Here is a 14122-nt window from a genome sequence, read left to right as displayed (position 1 = left end):
AAGATAATCATGAAGGTCTCTCGTATCATTCTATTGTTGCTTTTTATCAATAAAGTGTCTGTTGGACAGGAAATAGCCGCTACACCCCCAATGGGATGGAATAGTTATAACAGCTTTGGTGGTGCTGTGCATGAAGATGAAGTGAAAGCGAATGCCGATTACATGGCAAAGTATCTCAAACCATATGGCTGGCAATATATCATAGTGGATTATTGCTGGTATTATCCTCACCCACCCGGAGCAAAGGTATCTAACGCACCACAGTTCAGACTGGAAGACGGGGCGTATGTACCCTGGTGCAGCATGGATGAATATGGTCGACTATTGCCCGATCCCGGGAAGTTCCCTTCTTCAAAAGATGGACAGGGATTCAAACCTTTAGCGGATTACGTACATTCTCTCGGATTAAAATTCGGGATCCATATTATGAGGGGAATACCGCGTCAGGCAGTATGGGCGAACACAAAGATATTAGGTACGGATGCTCATGCGGCAGACATTGCGGATCAGAATTCTATCTGTCCCTGGCTGAACCATATGTACGGATTAAAAGATGCGCAGGCATATTATAATTCTCTGATAACATTGTATGCCTCATGGGGCGTGGATTATATTAAGATGGACGATATGACGGCTGATGCGGAAGATCAGGTATATCACCAGGCGGAAGCAGAAGCTATTCACAAAGCGATAAAACAATCAGGCCGGCCTATCGTACTCAGTCTTTCTCCTAAAAACCTGAAGAAAGAACTGGCCAGTATAAAAGAGAATTCAAACTTATCCCGTATCTCAGGGGATTTCTGGGATAACTGGAAACAGTTAAAACAACAATTTGATCATTGTGCGGAATGGATGGGCATAGGAGCCCCCGGTTACTGGCCGGATGCAGACATGCTGCAATTCGGGAAAGTCTCCAAACGCGGACCGGTATTACAGGAAAGGTTTTCAAGATTGACAGAAGATGAACAACGTACACATATGACCTTATGGTGTATGTTTAATTCTCCGCTGATGATGGGCGGGAATATGCCGGAGAATACAGACTTTGTAAAACAGCTACTGACCAATAAAAATGTGCTGGACGTGGACCAGCACGGTATTAACAGCCGGCAGTTATACCGTAGGGAAAACGCTGTTGTATGGGTATCTCAGATGCCTGCTACCGGTGACTGGAACATCGCATTCTTTAACCTGGGAGATGAGCCACAGGATATATCAGTAGACTTCTCCGCACTGGGTATAAAAGGCAGCTGGCAGGTAAAAGACCTATGGCAGCAAACGTCGGCAGGTGTTGCCAGGAATAGTTTTAAACAGAAGATCAATCCGCATGGAACAGCCTTGTTCCGGTTGAGCAAGAAATAAACCATCATGAAAATATGCAATAAATTGTTGCGCATGATCTGCGTAATGATAATATCCATGCAGCTTCCTACCGTTGCACAACTGAATAAAGAGGCTTCTTTAGCACTGATAAAAAGAGTAGTGCCACAACAGGCCGCAGCATTACATGAATATTCCAACCGGCAATGGAATGGCTTGTTACATGACTTCTATAAGACCCGCTGGCAGCATAGCGGTGATCATTATACAAATGACATTTCTTTATTTCCTGTACAGAAATAAACTATTCCTGAAAGGATAAACTTCAGAATGATTACAGAATTGCCGGTTAAATTTATCAGATGAAACTAATAACATTCCTGATAATCGCACTGCTAACAGGTTTTGCAGGTTATACACAGCAAACCTATCATTTGGTAGAAAAGATCAATTTACCCGGTGATGGTAAGTGGGACTATCTGAAGATGGACGATGACAATAATCGTTTGTTCGTTTCTCACTTTGACAGGGTACATGTGATATCCCTCACAACCGGTAAGCCACTGGCAGAGATCGGCAATTTAAGTGGCGTACATGGCATTGCATTGGTAAAGGAAGAGAATAAGGGATATATCTCTAACGGTACAGCTAACTCAGTGACCGTTTTTGATTATACTACCTTTAAAGTCCTCAAAACGATCCCTCTCAGTGGTAAAAAACCGGACTGCATCATGTATGATAAATTCTCCGGCAAGGTATATGCCTTCTGTGGGAACAGCCAGAATGCAGTTGTTATCGATGTAAAGACAGATACAGAATCAGGTACTATTCAACTGGGAGGAAGTCCGGAGTTCGCAGTTTCCGATGAGAAAGGACTGATATATAATAACCTGGAAGATAAGAATGAAGTAGTTGTGATTGATACCAAAGCTGGCAAGGTAATCAGGCGTTATGCTTTAAAGAAAGGGGGAGCGCCTACCGGAATTGCCATAGATAAAACTAACAACAGGTTATTCACTGTTTGCAGTGATACTAAAAATCTGCTGGTGTTGGATGCGGCAAATGGTAAGATCGTTGCAGAACTGCCTATCGGAGGAAGGGTAGATGCTGTTGTGTATGACAAGGCAAAGCAACTGATTGTTACTTCCAACGGAGAAGGAAATGCTACTTTTATCCATCAGAAAGATGCGGATCATTACGAAGTCGTACAGACTTTACAAACACATCCGGGGTTAAGAACACTGGTGTATAGTAAAGCTTCTCATAACATTTTTATCAGCGGAGCTGAATTACAGGATAAACAAATTAAACCGGGCACTTTTGGCGTATACGTTTACGGCCCTGAGAAGTAAAGAAGGACCTGTATCCTAATAAATAAAGCGTATGGGGATAGTCTGTATGACTATCTCGGTTATCAAAATAAAACAGGCTATCTCATAATTTGAGACAGCCTGTTTTATTTTGATAACTGACCTTCGATCATCTTTCTATAATACTTATGCTGTATCTCTTCCAATAAGGGACTCTTGCCGGTAAGCATTTCACTCAATGCATACAATTCCTCATCATGCTTTCCTTTATCACTAAAATATAGATACTGCGTATTGATATAATTACTGATCTGCTTGTATAAAGGTGATCCCGAAGTAATAATGTTTTCGTCTATTATAGATCGCATCACTTTCTTTATTACTAATTCATGTGCTGCAATTTTACCTAAGGTAGATTTCACTTCTTCAGATGTAAGGGTACTGGTATAAAATGAGTTTATTAATTGTATAACCTGACCGGCTGTTTCAGTGAAAACAATTTGTTGCCGTTGAATAGCCTGATACTGCTGATATAATACCATCACACTATTATTCTGCTGATAAAAAAAAGAAAAGGCCTGTTTATCTGTCTGTAACAGCTTTTCTTTAATCAACACAATCTCTTCTTCCATTTTCGCTATGATCTCATCACAATTACTCCGCTCATACTTAGTTCCTTCGAAATCAAATGATTCAGCACGAACATGTTTTTCTTTAATTGCTTTTAAAGTAGCAATATCCTTTTCATTACGCGAGATAAAAGAGGGTAACTGCCCGTTTTCTTCATTGAACAATGCTCCGGGCTGCACATGTACAGGTTGCGCAGCCAATGCTTCTAAGTCCCAGTTGATAAGATCAATATAACGTCGATTATAGAATCCTTTATAAACGGCAGGCATTTTATATGGATTTGCCAGATACCAGGTATCAAACTCATTTTCCTCATAAAACTGAAAACTGGGTTCCTGTTTTATTTCCCTGTAAAGATTAGCTGTTAAGGTTTCCTGCAAAGTTTTTGGATTACTAAACAAGTCCCAGGTGCTTATATCATTATCAGGGAACTCTTCAGGAACAGCAGATTCAAGACGTTGTATTCTTTCTTTTAATGTGGGATAACAGGCCCACTGATTTTTATAATTGATCCTTGACCCTGAAAGAGGGTGAACAAATCCCGAACGTAATACCGTCAGCTGGTTGCTGAAAATATTACGCGTTACCTTCTTCTCTTTCATAAATGTACTGGCCGCATTAAGAGCGATGGTATAACAACCACCGGCAACAGCTATCCTGTTGAGCGCAGTTACCAGATTATTCCTCCCGGCAACGCCCGCCGCAATCGCATCAGCATGAAACGAAACCTCATGGCTTATCGTCTGATAGTTTTTACTGATAATCTTATAAACCTTCTTTAAGATCAGTAAAATGCCCTTACCAATCTTACCTGCAGGCAAAGCAAAGAATGCAAATACATCCCGCATCTTTGCCCGGGACTGCATAAATTTAGCATCCCTGCGATTATCATAGAGCAAGTTATAAATGAGATAGTTAGCCTGGTATATAAAACGTTTTGTACTTCTCCGGCTAAAATACCCGAACTCACAAGCCAAAATCGCCTTAAACTCAGCGATATTAATACTGTTCACAAGCCCCAGCCCGATTTCAAGATTACCGGATACAGGCAGGAAAATACTCCATAGACCAACGTTATAAAACACACTGACATTTACTTCAGGAGAGACAAAAACCTTCTTAGGAAATGGCATACCAACATCGGTTGTCAGCTGCCGGATAAACGCAAACAACTGAGAATGCTGCTCTTCCGTAATTTCTAGCCTGCCAGGGTTAATATTTTCAGCTACCCTGAACAAGTATCTGATTAAAAAGAACAGTACCAACCCATCAGAGGCTATCAACGCTGCGCCCACCACAATAGCCACCATTGCAGGCCTGGCCATAATAATCCAGATACCTGAAGAACCGGAAACGGCAACAAGCGCCAAAGCCGCACTGGTTATAACAGCATAAATAACCTTGTCATGCTGCCAGGGTGTAAACAGGAATTTTATAAGGAGAAACAACACTAAACAACCGAAGGCAACGAGCCCGGCACCTGCAGCAATAACAAGGAATTCGGGTGTAGTTATAATAATCCGGAGACCGGTATAACAAATGGCTGTAGCAAGAAGAGCAACTGTTATCAGTAATACCGCATAAACAACAAAGAAAAGAAAAACAGCAGTTATCACCTTTTTAAACCCTGCAGCACGTCCCGGTTTAAACCAAAACAACACATTTTTTATCATAGGAAGGCCGAATATTCCAGAACAAAAACAATCTTATTCATTTGACAAAATAAAGAGAACTTTGGAATAACCATTAAACTAATTATATGATTCCACGTAAAGTTGCAATCGTAGGTTATAACCGCATCCCTTTTGCCCGGAACAACACTGCCTACACAGAGGCTGGTAATAAAGATATGATGACAGCAGCCCTCGACGGCTTAATAGAGCGTTATCACCTGCATGGGCAATTGTTAGGCGAAGTAGCCGGTGGTGCTGTCATCAAACACAGTTGGGAAATCAACCTGTTACGGGAATGTGTGATGAGTACTTCCCTGGACCCGAACACTGCCGCCTGCGATATTCAGCAGGCCTGTAACACGGGTATAGAAGCGGCGATATACATCGCTAATAAAATAGCCCTTGGGCAGATAGATTCCGGTATTGCCGGTGGCGTAGACTCTGCCAGCAACGTCCCTTTAGTGCTGGGAGAAAAACTCAGAAAGATCCTTCTATCCGCCAGAAGAGCAAAGACCTTTGGCGCAAGACTAAAGCAGTTCTCAAAGATCCGGCTGAAAGACCTCACACCTGTAGCGCCCATGAACATAGAACCAAGGACTGGTTTATCTATGGGGGGACATACAGAGATCACTGCTAAATACTACAATATCTCAAGAGAAGCGCAGGACCAGTACTCATTAGAAAGCCACCAGAAAATGGCAAAAGCTTATGATAACGGCTTTTTTAATGATATGATAACGCCTTTCCTTAGCCTGGGGAAGGATAATAATTTAAGAAGAGATACCAGCCTGGAGAAACTGGCAAAGCTGAAACCTGCCTTCGATAAAGTAAATGGTACACTCACCGCCGGCAATTCATCCCCTTTAACAGATGGGGCTTCCTGTATACTGCTGGCCAGTGAAGACTGGGCAAAAGCACATAACCTGCCCATCCTGGCCTATCTCACATATGCAGAAGTCGCGGCCATAGAATACATCGAGCACAAACAAAACCTCTTATTATCACCTGTATATGCTGCTGACCGTATGCTCACAAAAGCAGGACTGACGCTACAGGACTTTGATTTCTACGAAATTCATGAAGCTTTTGCCGCACAGGTACTGGCCATTCTTAAAATATGGAAAAGCCCGGAACTAATGAAAACCTTCGGTATTGATCATGCCCTTGGCAGCATAGACAAAGCCAAACTAAACGTAAACGGCAGCAGCCTCGCAGGAGGACATCCTTTCGCGGCCACCGGCGGACGTATACTGGCTGTTATGGCCAAATTACTGCATGAGAAGGGGAGTGGCAGAGGGTTTATCTCTGTTTGTGCCGCAGGCGGACAAGGAGCTACCGTAATACTTGAAAAATAATAAAGAGGCTCTGAGGAGCCTCTTTATAAAATTAATATTCTACCATGATCTCATCCACATTACACCACAACCATCTCTCTCCCGGCTCTGCTGATGAAATAACAGGATGTTTCGTCTTGTGATAATGTTTCTGCATATGCTGATTCGGGGAATCATTACAGCATAAAGTTACCCCACAGGTCTGACAGGTACGAAGGTGTAACCACTCATCGCCTGTCTTTATACATTCCTCACATACATGCTCATGCTCAACTTTTAGCGTATGGATCGCTTGCAGGTGTTGACAGATATCTGGTTCCATGTTTAATTATTTTACTTCAGCAAGATATTTATGTACAAAACTAATAGCCATTGATCCTTCGCCCACGGCTGCCGCCACCCTGTTCATCGCACGCGCACGCACATCTCCGGCTGCAAAAATGCCCGGACAACTGGTCTCCAGCAGATAAGGATCACGGTTCTCTTTCCAGATCCTGGTAAAGTTCTCATAACCTTTCAACTCACGACCCGTTTCAATAAACCCTTTCTCGTCTTTGATAATATCCAGCGCAATCCAGTCTGTAAAAGGTTTCGCCCCTATAAAGATGTATAAGGCATCCGCCTGCACCGTCGTCGTCTCAGAAGTTTCAATATTCATCAGCGTCAACTGCTCTAATTTATCAGACCCTTTGGCTTCCGCGATCTCCGTCTTCGGACGTAAAATAATATTAGGTACGCCTTTTATCTGTTCAATAAGATAAGCAGACATCGTACTGCTAAGATCATCTTTACGGATCAGTATATATACATTCCGGGCAAACTTCGACAAATACATTGCTGCCTGACCAGCAGAATTACCTCCACCTACAACATACACTTCCTTATCCCTGCAAGCCGTAGCTTCTGTCATAGCAGCCCCATAATAAATTCCCGCTCCTGTAAAATCAGCCACCCCCTTTGTATCTAAAGTACGGTAATCAACACCGGTAGTGATAATCACACTACGTGTGTTAATGACAGTATCATCTTCCAGGATGATCTTATTATAACCATCCTTCTGCCGGATATCCTTCACCGACTGTGGCGTAATCAACTCCGTTCCTAATCTCGCTGCCTGGGTCACCGCACGACGCGTCAACTCAGCACCACTCAATCCTGTAGGAAAGCCCAGGTAGTTCTCTATACGCGAGCTGGTACCTGCCTGCCCGCCTGGTGCACGTCTTTCTATCAGTAATGTCTTCAGTCCTTCAGAAGCGCCGTACACTCCCGCTGCAAGACCGGCAGGACCTCCACCAATGATCACCACATCATACACGTCATGTTTCACCTGCGGATTCAATCCCACCTTTTGGGCAATCTCTATAATAGTGGGATTAATCAGATAACTGCCATCCTCAAAAAAGATAACAGGTAGATTATCATGGCTGAGATTATTCAGTGTAAGCAAACGGGTGGCTTCATCTGCCGTCTGTATATCCAGCCATTTATAAGGAATAAGATTCCCGGCCAGAAATTCCTTGATGGTATGAGACGTTCTGGAATATTGCTGTCCTACTACTTTAATTCCTTTAAAATCGGAATGATACTCAGTTTGCCAGTCTTCAAGCAGTCCGCTGATAACCGGGTACAGCTTCTCTTCCGGTGGGTCCCAGGGTTTCACCAGGTAATAATCCAGTTGCACCTTGTTGATCGCTTTAATAGCAGCATCTGTATCTGAATAAGCTGTCAGTAGCACACGTTTGGCCTCCGGATAAAATGATATCGCCTTCTCCAGGAAAGCCACGCCTTCTACACCTGGCATACGCTGATCTGTGATGAACATGGCAATTGTCTCGCCTTTATTTTTTAACTCCAGTAAACTGTTCAAAGCCTCTTTCACATCAGCGGTACTGATTATTTTATATTGATCGCGGTATTTACTTTTAAGGTCCCGGACTAAAGCACGTAGTACTTGCGCATCGTCGTCGATGCAAAGAATGATAGGTAAATTCATCGTTTTATCTGTTGGCATATAATACCAGTTTAAATATGCAAATTATCCATTGACCGGAAGGTGAACTACAAAAGCCGTACGCCCTGGTTCTGAGCTAACGTTGATGTTGCCACGGTGATGACGAATGATCTGGCTCACAATATCCAGTCCCAGTCCGGTTCCTTTTCCTACTTCTTTAGTAGTGAAGAAAGGATCAAAGATCTTCGACATAACAGCCTCAGGAATTCCCGGGCCATTATCAATGATACAAACCTGTATATAATCCCCCTCTCTCAACGTATATATTTCTAAGATACCTTTTTGATTAGGCTCCATAGCGTCCAGCGCATTGTCGATCAGGTTTGTCCATATCTGGTTCAATTCCCCGACAAAGGCCATTATCTGCGGCAGGTCCTTGTCAAAACGCTCTACCAGTTCAACATTCCCTTTACGGATCTTATATTGAAGGATGGTCAGTGTATTGTTGATACCGCTATGGATATCTGTCAGTTGCTTCTCCAGCCCCTGGTCCATATGGGTGAATGTTTTGATAGAGCCTACCAGGTGTGCGATACGGCTGGAGGCCTCTTCAATATCAGTCACCATCTTTTCAGTCACAAGGTTATTATTGATCCACATAAAGATGGCAGAGAGATGGACAGTAGGTATATGTTCCTTAAAAGACTCCAGATCGCTCACTGTAAACCCAAAATCAACAAGATTCTCCGCCAGCTCCACGCTATTCGCTATCCCGTGATTATCCATCCAGTCCGTCAGTTCATCTTCTTTGTCAGATCTCTCTAATAAAGATAACACCGGTTTATCTGCCCGGTTCAATACTGCAAACATTCTCTCATTCACGATATCTACATCTTCAGGACTCATCCTTATCGAAATGATATCCTTAAATGATTGCGGTAATAAGTGCAGGTGTTTTTTTAAGGTCACGGCCCCACGCACGACAGCTGCTGCGGGATTATTAAGCTCATGTGCCAGACCGGCAGAGAGTTTACCCAGCGCTACCATCTTTTCATTCTGCTGTACAATAGCGGCATAGTTACGTACCCTGTTGGTCATCACATGCACCAGCGCCTGTGTCAGTTCAAAATAATTACGGATTAGTTCATTCATTTTCCCAATGGGAAAACTCATGATGACAGTGTCTACAACTGCCTCGCAGTTAAGAGCCGAGACGAGTCCTCTTGAAAAGGGCAGGTAACCGATAATGTATTTGTCATCAAAACGGGCAACCTCGTAGGCCTTATTGTCATTCATGATCCGGCACAATCGCACCACGCCGGATACAATAAATTGTGTAGATACTAATGGGTCTCCGTTTTTGAATAAAAAACCACCTGCTGGTATGGTGAGTTGCTCACTCTGGTCTATCAGCCATTGAAGCTGGTCTATGGGAACATCCTGTAGTACTTCTACAGATTGCAGCCATTCAGTTGTAATATTATTCATGTCAATTAAAGTTACTTATTATCTCACTAACAGCCGGGGCAACCGATAATATGTACATCCTAATACATGATATTTACATTGTCTTATGCTACTACTTTAGCTATACCAAAAGCCGCGCCTGCGGCCAGTAAACCTATCATCGTTACTTTTAATGCGCCCTGAATGGGCGGTTGTCCTGTTACTTTACTCTTGAAGAATCCAAATACAAAAAGACAGATAATCGTAAGAATAGCGGACACTGCCAGTCCCTGCAGAGGAGTAGATGTGAAAATATAACCGGAAAGGGGAAGCAGGCCTCCCACAAAATAAGATGCTCCAATGGTAAGGGCGCTCTGAACGGCCCGGTTAGGATTAGGGGGTTCCAGTCCAAGCTCAAACTTCATCATAAAATTCACCCACTTGGTTTTATCTTTCGCCAGTTCATTGGCTATCAGGTCCTGGGCTTCCGTACTAAGCCCATATTCGGCAAAGACTTCCTTCACCTCTTCCATTTCCTTGGCGGGCACTTTTTCCACCTCATCATATTCCCTTTTCAGCTCACTCTGGTAATGTTCCAGTTCTGTTCTCCCGGCTAAAAAGCCGCCCAAGCCCATGGCAATACAGCCGGCTACTATTTCGGCGATACCAGCGGTGATAATGATATTGTTACTGCTTACTGCGCTACTAAGCCCTGCCGCCAGCGCAAAGGGGACGGTCAGCCCGTCACTCATACCTATGACCATGTCCGTAATAAAGTCAGAGCTTTTAAGATGTTGTTCTGTATGCTGCATATTCAAATTTATAATATTTTTCCAGAGGTCCAGCTAAGGAGAAAGAAGTGTTTATTCTCTTTAAATGAATACTGAGGTGTAATCCCTGATACCTCGCAAATCTGCTTGATAATGGATAGCCCGAGGCCATTGTGGTTACTGTGTGGGACCTCTTTATAAAAGCGCTGGAATAACCGCGACTGGTCAAGGGCGTGGGCCGGACCGGTATTACAAATCTCCAGACTGTTTTCTTTCAAAGTAATGCCGATAGATCCCCCCGTCATATTATGCTTCGTAGCATTGCTCAGTAAATTATTCAGCAGGATCTCTATCAGTTCAGGATTGGCATTGATGGTAGCCGGGGCCAGTGTTTTAATCACTTCTATCTGATTATTCTGCCATAGCTCCTGGAACTGGGCAATCTTTTCTTCTATATTCTCTTTAATATCTATTACCTGAACATTCGTAAACTGGTAGTTATCTATTTTGGTCAGCAGCAATAAAGACTGGTTCAAACGGGAAATCTTCTTAATCCCCATATACGCGCTCTGTAATGTCTTGCTCTGCGTTTCAGACAGGTTCTCATCCTGTATCAGCAGGTCGAGTTTAGAACGGATGATTGCCAGCGGCGTTTGTATTTCATGAGAAGCATTCTCCGTAAATTCTTTCAGCACCAGGTATTCATCATCTGCTTTCCTGGCTACATGCTGAAGACTCATATTCATAAAAGAGAACTCCTCAATATCTGTTTCAGGCAGTGTAAGCCGCTCCTTCGTACCTAACTTGAAATTCCGCATAATATCTATCGTCCTGTAAAATGGCTGCCATAATTTATGTAGTACAAGACGGTTGATAAGCAGGGAAGAGATGCTGATGATGAAGATAGTCGCGATGGTAAGTATAACGATCGTGCGTAAAAGTCTTATGGTAGCTTCTGTTGGTTTGATGATAGTGACCTCATAATTTTTTTCTCCTGCCAGGATAAAAAAAGTAAGCACCCGGAAGGTCGCCTTCTTTTTCTCTTCAGGATCGTACAGCTTGCTGAATTGTATATGAGACCCTGTTCCCGGGAAAGATGTAGGTGTATAAATGATCTGCTCATCATCTATCTGTCTGTTGGTAGGAAGCTGATGATATTCCGCTACATATTCTTCGAGTTTACCTTTAATCACAGTCAGATCTCTGTCTGATTCATTCAGCAATACGTAACTCAGTACAATGTAATACGCGCAACTGGATAACAGGAAAACAATTACCATTACAAACAGGTTAATACGGTTGTATTTGGTAAATAGTTTCATATTGATTTATTGATTAATGGTGAACTTATAACCCATGCCATACACGGCTTTAATATAATCGGGGCATCCTGCCTGCATCAGTTTCTTACGCAGGTTTTTGATATGGGTATAAATGAAATCATAACTGCCGGCCATATCAATATCATCTCCCCATAAATGCTCTACGATGGCTTCTTTGGTGATGACACGGTTTTTATTGGCGAAGAAGTATACCAGTAGTTCATATTCTTTTCTGGTAAGATCAACGAGGACGCCTTTTGTGCCGGTCAATGTTTTATTCTGAATATTAAGCGTAAGGCAATCTAACTTGATAATAGTCTTTCCTTCAAAGGATTTCCTTCGTATAATGGCAGATACCCGGGCGCCTAATTCAGGGAGATGAAAAGGTTTTGTGAGATAATCATCTGCACCCAGGTTAAGCCCGTGTACTTTATCATCCAGAGAGTTTTTAGCGCTGATGATAAGTATCCCTTCTGATTTATTGGATGTTTTTAATTCTTTGAGGATATCAAGACCATTTCCATGAGGGATAGTGATATCCAGTATGATGCAGGCATAATCATAAAGATGAATCTTTTCGCTGGCAGTATTGAAATCGTATGCTGCTTCGCAAATGAAGTTTTCATTGTTCAGATAAGTACAGATACTATCCGACAGTTCTTTTTCATCTTCTATGATTAAGATTTTCATGTATAAGATTTTACAATACTAATTGCTCATGCAGCCTGATAAGTGTCGCCTGTGGATTACTGGTAAATCCCGGATGTACTTTGGATGTCTGTAATATCGTGCTGCGTGTAGCTGTGAGCCAGCGGAAACGGGAGGCCATGTCCAGGCGGGCAATAGTTCCTGTTTTATTCCCTATGCAGATCTGATCAAATGCATGGAGATATTCTTTTAGTACAGCTATATCTAAAGAACCGCAAAAAGCAGAAAGCCTTTGTTCATCCAGTGTATAGATCGCCTGTAGAAACCTTTGTTGTTTACAATAAAGAATGACACCGATATTGAGGAATTCTTCCCGTTCAACCCGTGGCATAACCCGAATAACGGCATACTCAAATAAGTGATTTTCTTGCATTTTGTGCTTCTTTTACAAAGATTTCTGAGCTAGCGATTCTTAACGTTAAAAATTGCGCATATACCTGTCTGCGTTCTTCCGCAGTTTCTTCTTCTGATCCTGAAGCCAGCCATGCGTCCGGCACTACGGAGACAATCGCCTTTATCTTTTCCGGAGTAAGGATAGCGCGGAACGCCGCATCCACTTCTTCCAGTTCAGATGCCTGGGGCAGCAGCACATGGTCCTTTACATGTAGGAACGGACGTTTAGCCTGTTCTTCCCAGTTTTGCCAGGAATGATGAAAATAAAGAGAAGCGCCATGATCTATCAGCCATAACTCCTGGTGCCATACCAGCATATTGGTATTACGGGCAGTACGGTCTACGTTGGTGAGCAGGCAATCAAGCCATACGATCTGTGAGGCCACTTTAGAGGGTACCTTATTAACAGTAGGGTCAAAAGTGATGGCCCCGGACAGGTAATGCAAGGCCAGGTTAAGGCCTACGCTTGCCTTCAGCAGGTCCTGTATTTCTTCATCCGGTTCTGTTCTGCCAAAGGCTTCATCGAGGTTGGCAAATACCAGTTCCGGCATTTTTATTCCAAGGGTACGGGCTATCTCGCCCCCTATTAATTCTGCTACCAGCGCTTTTACGCCTTGTCCGGCGCCACGGAATTTAAGTACGTACAGAAACCCATCATCTGCTTCTGCAATAGCAGGTAATGAGCCTCCTTCGCGCAATGGTGTGACATATCGTATCACATTGACGGTTCTGAGTTCGGGCTTATTATTATCCATAAGTAAGTCGGAAATTAACCAAATTTCCGCTATTTCACAGGAATAACCGCAGTCGCTTCTATTTCAATCATTACATCATCTCTGAACAGTTTACTAACCTCTACCAATGTACTCGCCGGCGGATGCTGTGTATTAATAAACTGGTCCCTCACAGAGCGTACAACAGATATCTTCGATACATCAGTAATGAAATACCCCAGCTTTACAATATTCTCCATCGTTCCGCCATTGGCTTCAACAATACTTTTAATATTCCTGAAAACCTGCTCCGTTTGTTTTTCAAGATCATCTTTGCCTATCAGGGTCCCTTGTTTATCCAGCCCTACCTGACCAGACATAATAATCATTTTAGCCGTGCCCAGATCAATCACCGCGGCATGGGAATACCCTTTGGGAGTAGCCAGGGCAGGAGGGTTTACTAATTCTACAGTAGTCTGGGAAAAGCCTTGTAGGGCCATACAGAGAGCAACTAATAATAAAACGGGTTTCATTTTAATGGATTTAAGCAAG

Annotated in this window: 14 protein-coding genes; 4 read left to right on the top strand and 10 right to left on the bottom strand. The window is 43.0% G+C overall.

What is annotated here, in order from left to right; genetic code table 11:
- Positions 1-9: 9 nt before the first annotated feature.
- From GO495_RS23490 to GO495_RS23480, 3 genes are read left to right on the top strand one after another with little or no spacing between them, the layout of a single operon-like run.
- Positions 10-1362, top strand: a complete 1353-nt coding sequence (locus GO495_RS23490) for a glycoside hydrolase family 27 protein (RefSeq protein ID WP_157302334.1) — start codon at positions 10-12, stop codon at positions 1360-1362.
- Positions 1363-1368: 6 nt separating this feature from the next.
- Positions 1369-1623: an alpha-N-acetylglucosaminidase C-terminal domain-containing protein gene (locus GO495_RS23485; RefSeq protein ID WP_157302332.1), complete on the top strand. Its 255-nt coding sequence runs from the start codon at positions 1369-1371 to the stop codon at positions 1621-1623.
- Between the two features lie 59 nt (positions 1624-1682).
- The gene (locus GO495_RS23480; protein WP_205691313.1) at positions 1683-2672 is read left to right on the top strand and encodes a YncE family protein; all 990 of its coding nucleotides are present in this window, start codon (positions 1683-1685) and stop codon (positions 2670-2672) included.
- Between the two features lie 104 nt (positions 2673-2776).
- On the opposite strand, the gene GO495_RS23475 is transcribed toward GO495_RS23480, so the two are convergent.
- Complete coding sequence (locus GO495_RS23475; protein WP_157302330.1) at positions 2777-4933, bottom strand: M48 family metallopeptidase; 2157 nt, start codon at positions 4931-4933, stop codon at positions 2777-2779.
- Positions 4934-5019: 86 nt separating this feature from the next.
- On the opposite strand from GO495_RS23475, the gene GO495_RS23470 reads away from it, so the two are divergent.
- Positions 5020-6288 carry an acetyl-CoA C-acetyltransferase gene (locus tag GO495_RS23470; protein ID WP_157302328.1) on the top strand — a complete coding sequence of 423 codons (1269 nt, stop codon included), beginning with the start codon at positions 5020-5022 and terminating at the stop codon, positions 6286-6288.
- Positions 6289-6319: 31 nt separating this feature from the next.
- Here the strand turns inward: GO495_RS23470 and GO495_RS23465 are convergent, their stop codons facing one another.
- The 9 genes from GO495_RS23465 to GO495_RS23425 all read right to left on the bottom strand — a co-directional run bounded on the left by GO495_RS23465 (position 6320) and on the right by GO495_RS23425 (position 14103).
- Positions 6320-6589: a UBP-type zinc finger domain-containing protein gene (locus tag GO495_RS23465; protein WP_157302326.1), complete on the bottom strand. Its 270-nt coding sequence runs from the start codon at positions 6587-6589 to the stop codon at positions 6320-6322.
- Positions 6590-6595: 6 nt separating this feature from the next.
- Entirely contained in the window at positions 6596-8278 is a 1683-nt protein-coding gene (locus GO495_RS23460; protein ID WP_240915309.1) for an NAD(P)/FAD-dependent oxidoreductase, read from the bottom strand.
- A 24-nt stretch (positions 8279-8302) separates the two neighbouring features.
- Positions 8303-9706, bottom strand: coding sequence for an ATP-binding protein (locus GO495_RS23455; protein WP_157302324.1), 1404 nt, complete (start codon positions 9704-9706; stop codon positions 8303-8305).
- Positions 9707-9789: 83 nt separating this feature from the next.
- Positions 9790-10476: a VIT1/CCC1 transporter family protein gene (locus GO495_RS23450; RefSeq protein WP_157302322.1), complete on the bottom strand. Its 687-nt coding sequence runs from the start codon at positions 10474-10476 to the stop codon at positions 9790-9792.
- An 8-nt stretch (positions 10477-10484) separates the two neighbouring features.
- The gene (locus GO495_RS23445; protein WP_157302320.1) at positions 10485-11756 is read right to left on the bottom strand and encodes a sensor histidine kinase; all 1272 of its coding nucleotides are present in this window, start codon (positions 11754-11756) and stop codon (positions 10485-10487) included.
- Between the two features lie 6 nt (positions 11757-11762).
- Complete coding sequence (locus GO495_RS23440) at positions 11763-12446, bottom strand: response regulator transcription factor (protein WP_157302318.1); 684 nt, start codon at positions 12444-12446, stop codon at positions 11763-11765.
- 10 nt (positions 12447-12456) lie between these two features.
- Positions 12457-12837 (bottom strand): DUF3037 domain-containing protein, encoded by a 381-nt coding sequence (locus GO495_RS23435; protein WP_157302316.1) that lies wholly within the window; start codon positions 12835-12837, stop codon positions 12457-12459.
- A complete protein-coding gene (locus GO495_RS23430) occupies positions 12815-13612 on the bottom strand; it encodes a HipA family kinase (RefSeq protein ID WP_157302314.1) in 798 nt (265 codons plus the stop codon). Before GO495_RS23430 ends, GO495_RS23435 begins: the two co-directional genes overlap by 23 nt.
- A 29-nt stretch (positions 13613-13641) precedes the next feature.
- Positions 13642-14103 carry a RidA family protein gene (locus GO495_RS23425; RefSeq protein ID WP_240915308.1) on the bottom strand — a complete coding sequence of 154 codons (462 nt, stop codon included), beginning with the start codon at positions 14101-14103 and terminating at the stop codon, positions 13642-13644.
- Positions 14104-14122 lie beyond the last annotated feature (19 nt).

Origin of the sequence: Chitinophaga oryziterrae (assembly GCF_009758125.1) — a bacterium.
Classification (GTDB): Bacteria; Bacteroidota; Bacteroidia; order Chitinophagales; family Chitinophagaceae; genus Chitinophaga; species Chitinophaga oryziterrae.
Note: the sequence above shows the minus strand (reverse complement) of the source record. Positions and strands in the feature narration are given on the sequence as shown.

Coding starts and splice junctions, on each gene's coding strand:
- GO495_RS23490 (WP_157302334.1), top strand. CDS start 10: ATGAAGGTCTCTCGTATCATTCTATTGTTGCTTTTTATCAATAAAGTG.
- GO495_RS23485 (WP_157302332.1), top strand. CDS start 1,369: ATGAAAATATGCAATAAATTGTTGCGCATGATCTGCGTAATGATAATA.
- GO495_RS23480 (WP_205691313.1), top strand. CDS start 1,683: ATGAAACTAATAACATTCCTGATAATCGCACTGCTAACAGGTTTTGCA.
- GO495_RS23475 (WP_157302330.1), bottom strand. CDS start 4,933: ATGATAAAAAATGTGTTGTTTTGGTTTAAACCGGGACGTGCTGCAGGG.
- GO495_RS23470 (WP_157302328.1), top strand. CDS start 5,020: ATGATTCCACGTAAAGTTGCAATCGTAGGTTATAACCGCATCCCTTTT.
- GO495_RS23465 (WP_157302326.1), bottom strand. CDS start 6,589: ATGGAACCAGATATCTGTCAACACCTGCAAGCGATCCATACGCTAAAA.
- GO495_RS23460 (WP_240915309.1), bottom strand. CDS start 8,278: ATGCCAACAGATAAAACGATGAATTTACCTATCATTCTTTGCATCGAC.
- GO495_RS23455 (WP_157302324.1), bottom strand. CDS start 9,706: ATGAATAATATTACAACTGAATGGCTGCAATCTGTAGAAGTACTACAG.
- GO495_RS23450 (WP_157302322.1), bottom strand. CDS start 10,476: ATGCAGCATACAGAACAACATCTTAAAAGCTCTGACTTTATTACGGAC.
- GO495_RS23445 (WP_157302320.1), bottom strand. CDS start 11,756: ATGAAACTATTTACCAAATACAACCGTATTAACCTGTTTGTAATGGTA.
- GO495_RS23440 (WP_157302318.1), bottom strand. CDS start 12,446: ATGAAAATCTTAATCATAGAAGATGAAAAAGAACTGTCGGATAGTATC.
- GO495_RS23435 (WP_157302316.1), bottom strand. CDS start 12,837: ATGCAAGAAAATCACTTATTTGAGTATGCCGTTATTCGGGTTATGCCA.
- GO495_RS23430 (WP_157302314.1), bottom strand. CDS start 13,612: ATGGATAATAATAAGCCCGAACTCAGAACCGTCAATGTGATACGATAT.
- GO495_RS23425 (WP_240915308.1), bottom strand. CDS start 14,103: ATGAAACCCGTTTTATTATTAGTTGCTCTCTGTATGGCCCTACAAGGC.